The organism is Rothia sp. HMSC064F07 (genome assembly GCF_001837265.1).
GTDB lineage: Bacteria > Actinomycetota > Actinomycetes > Actinomycetales > Micrococcaceae > Rothia > Rothia mucilaginosa.
In genome coordinates this window covers 134,405-141,381 of sequence record NZ_KV831926.1, presented here as the reverse complement: position 1 = coordinate 141,381, position 6,977 = coordinate 134,405, and the positions used below count along the sequence as shown (strand labels likewise).

The 6,977-nt window shown below is 53.4% G+C and carries 5 protein-coding genes and 1 pseudogene; 4 read left to right on the top strand and 2 right to left on the bottom strand.

The window, feature by feature from the left end; all coding sequences use genetic code 11:
• Positions 1 to 56: 56 nt before the first annotated feature.
• On the bottom strand, positions 57 to 494 hold the full coding sequence (locus HMPREF2712_RS03040; protein WP_070616267.1) for a hypothetical protein: 438 nt from the start codon (positions 492 to 494) through the stop codon (positions 57 to 59).
• A gap of 418 nt (positions 495 to 912) precedes the next feature.
• Here HMPREF2712_RS03040 and HMPREF2712_RS03035 point away from each other — a divergent pair, with 418 nt between their 5' ends.
• A complete protein-coding gene (locus HMPREF2712_RS03035; protein WP_246828663.1) occupies positions 913 to 1,902 on the top strand; it encodes an HNH endonuclease in 990 nt (329 codons plus the stop codon).
• A gap of 89 nt (positions 1,903 to 1,991) precedes the next feature.
• Here HMPREF2712_RS03035 and dcm read toward each other — a convergent pair whose 3' ends face one another.
• A complete protein-coding gene (dcm, locus tag HMPREF2712_RS03030; protein ID WP_070616265.1) occupies positions 1,992 to 3,311 on the bottom strand; it encodes a DNA (cytosine-5-)-methyltransferase in 1,320 nt (439 codons plus the stop codon).
• A 192-nt stretch (positions 3,312 to 3,503) separates the two neighbouring features.
• Here dcm and HMPREF2712_RS03025 point away from each other — a divergent pair, with 192 nt between their 5' ends.
• From HMPREF2712_RS03025 to HMPREF2712_RS09245, 3 genes and pseudogenes are all read left to right on the top strand, one after another.
• Positions 3,504 to 5,003, top strand: a complete 1,500-nt coding sequence (locus HMPREF2712_RS03025) for a Sau3AI family type II restriction endonuclease (RefSeq protein WP_070616264.1) — start codon at positions 3,504 to 3,506, stop codon at positions 5,001 to 5,003.
• A 563-nt stretch (positions 5,004 to 5,566) separates the two neighbouring features.
• The gene (locus HMPREF2712_RS03020; protein ID WP_070819233.1) at positions 5,567 to 6,277 is read left to right on the top strand and encodes a DUF6318 family protein; all 711 of its coding nucleotides are present in this window, start codon (positions 5,567 to 5,569) and stop codon (positions 6,275 to 6,277) included.
• 2 nt (positions 6,278 to 6,279) lie between these two features.
• Positions 6,280 to 6,977 (top strand): annotated as a pseudogene (locus tag HMPREF2712_RS09245) (peptide ABC transporter ATPase); the annotation flags it as partial.

Below are 6,977 nucleotides of genomic sequence, written 5' to 3'. Positions count from 1 at the left end.
GGCTTCTCGAAACACATGTGGCTTTTCGAGGAGGGGTTTTGGTGCCACTCTCCCGGTTAGTCCTTGCGGGTGCGGCGGAGGCGCACATAGTTAATCACGCCAAGACCAGCCATGCCCACGGCGGTCAGAACCGGGCCGAGGGCGGGCGGGAAGAGCCAGGTGAGCCCCGCCTCCACGGTGTAGGCGATGAGGCGGCAGATAAGGTAGGTGCACACCGCCACGAAAAGCGCGTAGGCGACGATGATGCCGACCGGGCGGGGCTCGTAGCCTTCTCGCCGGGCGCGCAGAGCGGCACCCAGGGCATTACCCAGATACAGGGCGAGAGCACCGACGACGACCGCGGCGGTGAGGGCACCGTCGAGGAGCGTGCGCGGGGTCAACGGTGCGGTGCCTGCCTCAGAGAAGAGGTTGAGGATGCGCACCGCGGCGTAGGCGTAGCAGAAGATGACTGCCGCGCGGATGGTGAGGGATAGGTTAGTCCAGAAGGTTTTCATGCGGCCCCTTTCGAGGTGGAGGGCGGGCTTCTGTCTGAGTGTTACCCCAAGGATACCTAAGAACGCCGGTGTGTGATGCGAATCAATAGCGTTTTGACTGGTGCGTTCTGCGTGCGGGGCGGGTGTTTGGTGCGCCGAGTTTAATCGCCGAGAAGCCACATGTGTTTCGAAAAGCAACATATTACGTGGCTTCTCGAAACACATGTGGCTTTTCGAGGAAGATGCAGGGCAGAATTTTTGTAATTACAGGATTCCACCACCCCTACCCCGTGAGCCGGTGACCGCCCAAGCAGCGGCAAACCGCCCGGGCTGCTAGGCTGCTGCTATGGACAACAACTCAACGCCCTCACTGCCGGACCTCGTTCTCCCGTCCGTGGTGACGAGCCTCAGCCTCCCGAGCAAACACGCCGCAACTGATATGCGGCTCCCGCAGGCGTGGCTCCTGCGCTCCGTTCCCGACGAAGAGAACCGAAGCGCCGCCAGCGGCAAAATCTACGATGACGCCCTGGAGTTCCGTTACGTTTACGACTCGAAAGTTCGGAACTACACAAACGTTCGAGAGGGTGACTTCGTGCTGATTCGAGATAATTCGATTCTTCTCGGGTCGGCTGTTATTCGAAAAATTGAGTCATACGAGGCCGATAAGGTCATGACGTTTTGCCCCCGCTGCGGGAGTAGCCGCATCACCTTCAAGTCCGATGGGCTGTGGCGTTGCGATGGAAATTGCTTGAGGAGAGATAAGCTCAAGCCCGAGAAGCGCCTGTATAAGAATCCTCCGCAGAGGACTGAGAGAGTTCAGCGTTTCATTGCCTACTATGGCGATACCTGGACTGAACTTATCGGTGCGTTGGACAAAGATTCTTTTGAAGGGCTTTGCGCACCGGGCAAATATAACCGACAGAACAGCATTGTTGCCCTCGATACCGCGAAGGTCCTCACCTGGCTTGAAAGCCTGAACACTTCGGGTATTCACCAGCTTCCCCTGAGCGATGCTCACGGGGTGCCAGTGAATCCTCGGGGTGGTTTTACGGAGCGCACGGTTTGGTCTCGCAACGGCCAGGGACAGTTCCGACAGGAGCTGTTGAACCGTTTCGGAAGCATGTGTGCGTTTACGGGTGCTTGCCATACGGCGGCGCTGGATGCGGCGCACCTGTACAGCTATGCACGCGAGGGTGAGCACCGAGTGGATGAGGGTCTTCTGTTGCGCAAGGATCTGCATAAGCTTTTTGATAGCGAGTTGGTGGGTTTGAGTTCTTCGCGGACTCTTCTTCTGCACCCCGGTTTGGGGAATACTCAGTATCAGTCGTTGGCGGGCGCCCGCCTGAAGGTTGAGTTGCCTAACCGAGCTCTTGAGTTGTTGGATGAGCACCGCTCAAGTCTGAGCTGGCTTGATGAGGCGCTGGTCTAGGCCTGCTCTGGTTTAGGCCGCCGGGCGCGCAAAAGGAGGTGCGGTAGCTTTCGGGCTACTGCACCTCCTGTGCGTTTACTGGTTGTGTCTTACTGGTTGTGTCGGCGGGCGATAGCCTTACCAATTTCGTGCGGGATACCCACCACGAGAGCGTTACCCATGCAGAAGGCACGGTTACCGTCACTCATGCCGGTGTCAGTCCAGCCGCGGGGGAAGCCCTGCAGCTGATCCAGTTCATCGGGAACGAGGCGGCGGTACGCACCGGAATCACCAATCACAACATGCTTGAAGCGGGAGGCTCCTGAGCCTCCTTCGCCGGTCAGGATGGTACGCGCCGGACGGTCGAGCGGGTCAGGGAAAGACATTGAGCCTTCGGTGTAGAAGTATTCAAAGCCGCTCGCCTTATTGATGCGCTTTTCCTTCTTTGCGCCCTTGAGGTATTCCCAAGAAGGCACCTTGTCAGGGGCGATAAAGAACTGTTCCGGCACCTCAGAGTCAGGAAGAACTACGTCACCGAGCGTCTTAAATTCGCCGCGGTAATCGGGCTCTACCTTGCTGGTGAGCACGGTGCCGTTCTGCATGACACCGGCAATCTGGAAGGGTGAGGTCTTAGCGCCAATTCCAAAGTGTTCCGTCTCGTAGTAGGGGTCATCGGAGATGGTGAACTCATCGGCCTCATTGAGCTCTTCGAAGACGGAGAGAAGACCCTCAGATTCTGCAGTTTTGACCGGGAACGCTTCTGCCAAAACACCGGTGTGGGTGATGCGGCGCGACAAATCCCATTCGGGGGCGTTGTGTTCGGCGTAAATGTAGACGCGCTTACGCTTCTGCGGGTGGCCGTACTCTGCCGCGTTGATAACACGCCATTCGACGCTGTAACCGAGCACGTAGAAGCAGGAGAGCATAATGGCGAAGTCGCGGCCTCGCTGCTTAGCGGGCGACTTTAGCAGGCGGTCAACGTTCTCCAGAACAACATATTTGGGGGTCTTAAGTTCGAGTGCGCGGTGAATATCCCACCAGAGCACGCCCTTCTTACCTTCAATGCCGTGCGACTGCGAGAGGGGCTTGGTAACCGAGTAATCTTGGCAGGGGAAACCGCCGCAGAGCAGGTCAGCGTCGGGAATTTCGTAGAGACCCGCCTCCACATCATCAAGTACGGCGTGGATGTCGCGGTTTTCAAGGTTTGCTTCTTCGCCGAAACGTTCCTGGTAGCAACGTGCCGCGAACTGGCGGCCAACCGTTCCCGGGGGCTCCCACTGGTTCGCCCAAACAGTCGTGAAGGGACCCGCGGAGGGCAGGGTCATGCCGTTGGCGTTATAGCCTTCAAATCCTAAGCGGAAGCCACCTACACCGGCGAAAAGCTCGATAACTCGGATAGGCTGGCTACTGCTGGTGGTTTTCTGATCCATGAGTCAGTAGTCCTTATAGTCCTCTGTAAATATGTTCGAATACTAATACTATAACATAGAACAGCTATTCAGATCAAGTGGGTTCGGGAAAAGCCAGTGACGCGCCAAAGAGCGCAGCTGCGCTATCTGACGTAGCATGAGAGCAAGAAACAGCACCGCGCCACCCCTCTACTTCCGGAAGGAACACCGACCATGGGCCTTTTCGACTACGACAATTCGAGCATTGATAGCATCCTCAAATACACAGCGGAGAATCTCGTTGGTCGCTCACTCTATGACCTCTTGGAGGAGTACCAGAACTCCGAGTACAAGACCTATGAGGATAAGAAAAAGGGCACTCCCTCAACGATTACTCGCAAGGAAATTAGCAAGCTCTCCAAGGGAATCTACGGTAACCTCGTTGAAGAGCTGCTCTATGGGATTAACCCCAATAATTCCCCGGACCCCGATATTCCCGCGGCAAGGGTCGAAATCAAAACGACCCCTTACCGAGTGAACGCGAACGGCACTATTTCTGCCAAAGAACGTCTAGTCCTCAGCATGTTTAATTTTCATGAGGAAAACCTAGACGATTTTTATCAGACGCACCTTTGGCATAAGTGCCAAAATATTTTGCTTCTATTTTATAAATATCAAAAGACTCGCGATATTTTGAATAATATCACCGATAAATTTTTCCTTTTTGACTGGCCCGAAGAGGATATGCCGACCATTCTCGAGGACTATAAACGCATTACCCAGAAAGTTCTGGAAGGACGTGCACACGAGCTTTCCGAATCTGACGGCATGTATCTTTCGACCTGCCGCAAGGGTGCCGGTAAAGACAAGGATCGCACTACTCAGCCCTATGGCCCCGAGCTGGCCAATAGGCGCGCCTGGTCGCTAAAGAGTAGCTACATGACAACCCTCCTCCGCACCAAGGTTTTCAGCCAGGAGGAACAGGAGAGTATCGCTCGCGCAGCACAAGACACTTCTAAGCCTTTTACCCAGATTATTGAAGAAAAGCTTCTGCAGTACCGGGGCCAGAGCGAGAAAGAACTCTGTAAGAAGTTTGACGTTAACTTTAACGCCAAGGGCCGCAACAGCACTCTTGTGAGGAAAATTCTAGGCCTTTCCTCGGATATTGACAGTACTGCCGAATTTAAAAAGGCAAACATGAATATTCGCGCTATTCGTGTTGATAAAAACGGGCTCCCTAAAGAGGATTCTCCCTTTAAGAACTACCGTTTTATTGAACTAGCGAATGAAAAAGAGTGGGAAGAGTCCCATATTTACACCGAGATTTTCTCAAGGAAATTCATGTTCGTTGTTTTCCGTGAGAATGAATCCGGTGATTTCTGCCTGGATCAGATCAAGTTCTGGGGTTTCCCCGATTCACTCGAGCCTGAGCTGATGAGGGTATGGCAAGAGACGAAGGAAATCATTAATCGAGGTGTTGAACTGACGGTCAAGCCGAATGGTGAGGATGGCTTTAAGGTTTCCACTAACTTCCCGCAGAGCAAGGTGAACAAATACCTCTTTACGAAGGTTCACGCCTCCCAGACCTACTACGAAGTTAAACCTGGCGAGTATGTCGGAAAAGGTAAACTCAAGGACACCGACGAGTTACCCGACGGTAGCCGCATCACGAAGCACTCCTTCTGGCTGCCCAAGAAATTCGTTCAGCAGATTTTGCGCGGCGAATGGGACTAATAACCGAATGTAAATAACCGCAGCAGGCGGCCCCGGATACGGAAGTATTCGGGGCCGTTTGCTTTTTAGACAGAGGTTTTCGATAGGTTAGTGCCTTCACCGTGGGTCTTTAACCCGCAGTGAAGACACTAACCTATCGACGAAAAGGCAAGGCATAACCCATAACCGGCTCCCACCTACCTGACGCAGCCAGAGATTCGGTCATGGGTTCCAGATTTGTGCCATAGGTTAGTGTCTTTGGTTGTAGTTAAAAGCCATGGTCGAAGACGCTAAACCATGGCATAAATTCTGCAGAGACGATACCTCCGCGGGCGCAAAGATATTTGATACATAAAGCATTGAGAAGCCCGAATAATGATCAACCACCGCCACCACCCTCAAAAGAATGCAAACGACGGCAAACATGCGGTAGGGTGGTAACTGTGGTACTCCACAGCGCATTGATGCGCTTGTTGGGCGTACTACGGGGCTGTTTTCCTTCCGGCAGTCAGTTTGGCCTGTGAAAAACGGCCCGACCAGTAACTAAACAACACACCATCACCGACGATAGGAGCGCATCTTCTATGGATTCGACCATCTTCAACCGCCGTACCCTGCTGGGCAGTGGCGCACTTGTGGGCCTGGGTGCCCTGCTTGCGGCGTGTGGCCAGCAGGCAAATAACGAGGCGGCAGCCACCGCATCCGCCGCGCCGAGTGAGACCGCTTCGGCGTCTGCGGCGGCTTCGGAGTCTCCTTCGGCAAGCGCAACCCCGTCTACTGTCCGAGGCTATTCGGGTGGTTCGAAGGCGCCTGACGGGGAGTACCGCCCTGCTGATAAGTACGGCATTGCACAGAATGTACCCAAGCCTGCTAAGCCAGAAGATGGGTACCGTGAGAAGTCTGTTGAAGGAATGCGTAAGACCCTTAAAGCGTGGGTTGAATGGGCTAACTATGGCACCGAGACTGGTGATTATTCCGTGGCTCGTCAGTTTGTGTCGTCGGAGTTTAAAGATGAGTTGCAGGCATATGCCGATGTTGAGGATCTTTACGCTAGTGGTGGTTGGATTATTGGTGGAGTTGACTATTTTGAGGCTGATGGTGCGCCGTGGTCTGAGGATGGGGAGACGTATTTTTGGAAGGCGTATCGTCACTGGGATCGTGAGATTTATGTTGAATCTGACGGTAGTTCGCGTAGCTGGGTGAATGAGGATAAAACCAATGACACATTTAAGTTCGCACTCAAACATAATGGTGTTAAGTGGGAAATTATGAACTACGAAAATGTAGAAGACTAATTATGAAAAATATATACAAAACTATCTTCTCTTCATTAATCACTCTACAATTAATATCCCTACCCACCGTATCATTTGCGACGGATACAAATGATTGCTCTTCAGGTGGAGTAGCTAAAGTATGCCAAACTAAGAGGACCTCAAAACCTAAAGATAGGTCTGAGAATGTAGGCAAAGAAGATCATGGACCTATTAGCAATAACCATGAAGCTCAGAATTCTTCTACTGCCCCCGAAACGCATACGTCAAAACGGCGTGAGGGATTTTATGTTACCTACAATAAAGACAATCCTAACAACTTCTACTGCACCACACTAGACGGACGAGTAGGACATGTCGGATATACAAACATGACCGTAGACGAAAACGGAATTCCTGTCGACCACGGTGGAGGCAGACATAGTCCTTCTTCTGCTGGTTGCATTCCCAACGATACCCGCACCCTCACCAGCGCCGACAGCCCCGGCCCCGCAGGCCCGACCTACGAAGAAGTCATGGAGGAAATCCGCCACGCTGCAGAGTCCCTAGAGCCGGGCAAGCCGACCCTGCACCAGTCCTACAACAACCCCGCAGGCACTGGCAGGGCAGAAGGCGACCCGAACGTCTACAAGGGTGATCAGGTCAACTTCTATGTCGATGACGGTGGCCCCTACCGCCTCGAAGCAGATATGCTCGCCGGACACGTCGAAATTGAGCTCAT

What these genes read in the sequence shown, in the direction of transcription:
- HMPREF2712_RS03035 (WP_246828663.1), top strand. Translation starts at nt 913, where the DNA reads ATGCGGCTCCCGCAGGCGTGGCTCCTGCGCTCCGTTCCCGACGAAGAG.
- HMPREF2712_RS03025 (WP_070616264.1), top strand. Translation starts at nt 3,504, where the DNA reads ATGGGCCTTTTCGACTACGACAATTCGAGCATTGATAGCATCCTCAAA.
- dcm (WP_070616265.1), bottom strand. Translation starts at nt 3,311, where the DNA reads ATGGATCAGAAAACCACCAGCAGTAGCCAGCCTATCCGAGTTATCGAG.
- HMPREF2712_RS03020 (WP_070819233.1), top strand. Translation starts at nt 5,567, where the DNA reads ATGGATTCGACCATCTTCAACCGCCGTACCCTGCTGGGCAGTGGCGCA.
- HMPREF2712_RS03040 (WP_070616267.1), bottom strand. Translation starts at nt 494, where the DNA reads ATGAAAACCTTCTGGACTAACCTATCCCTCACCATCCGCGCGGCAGTC.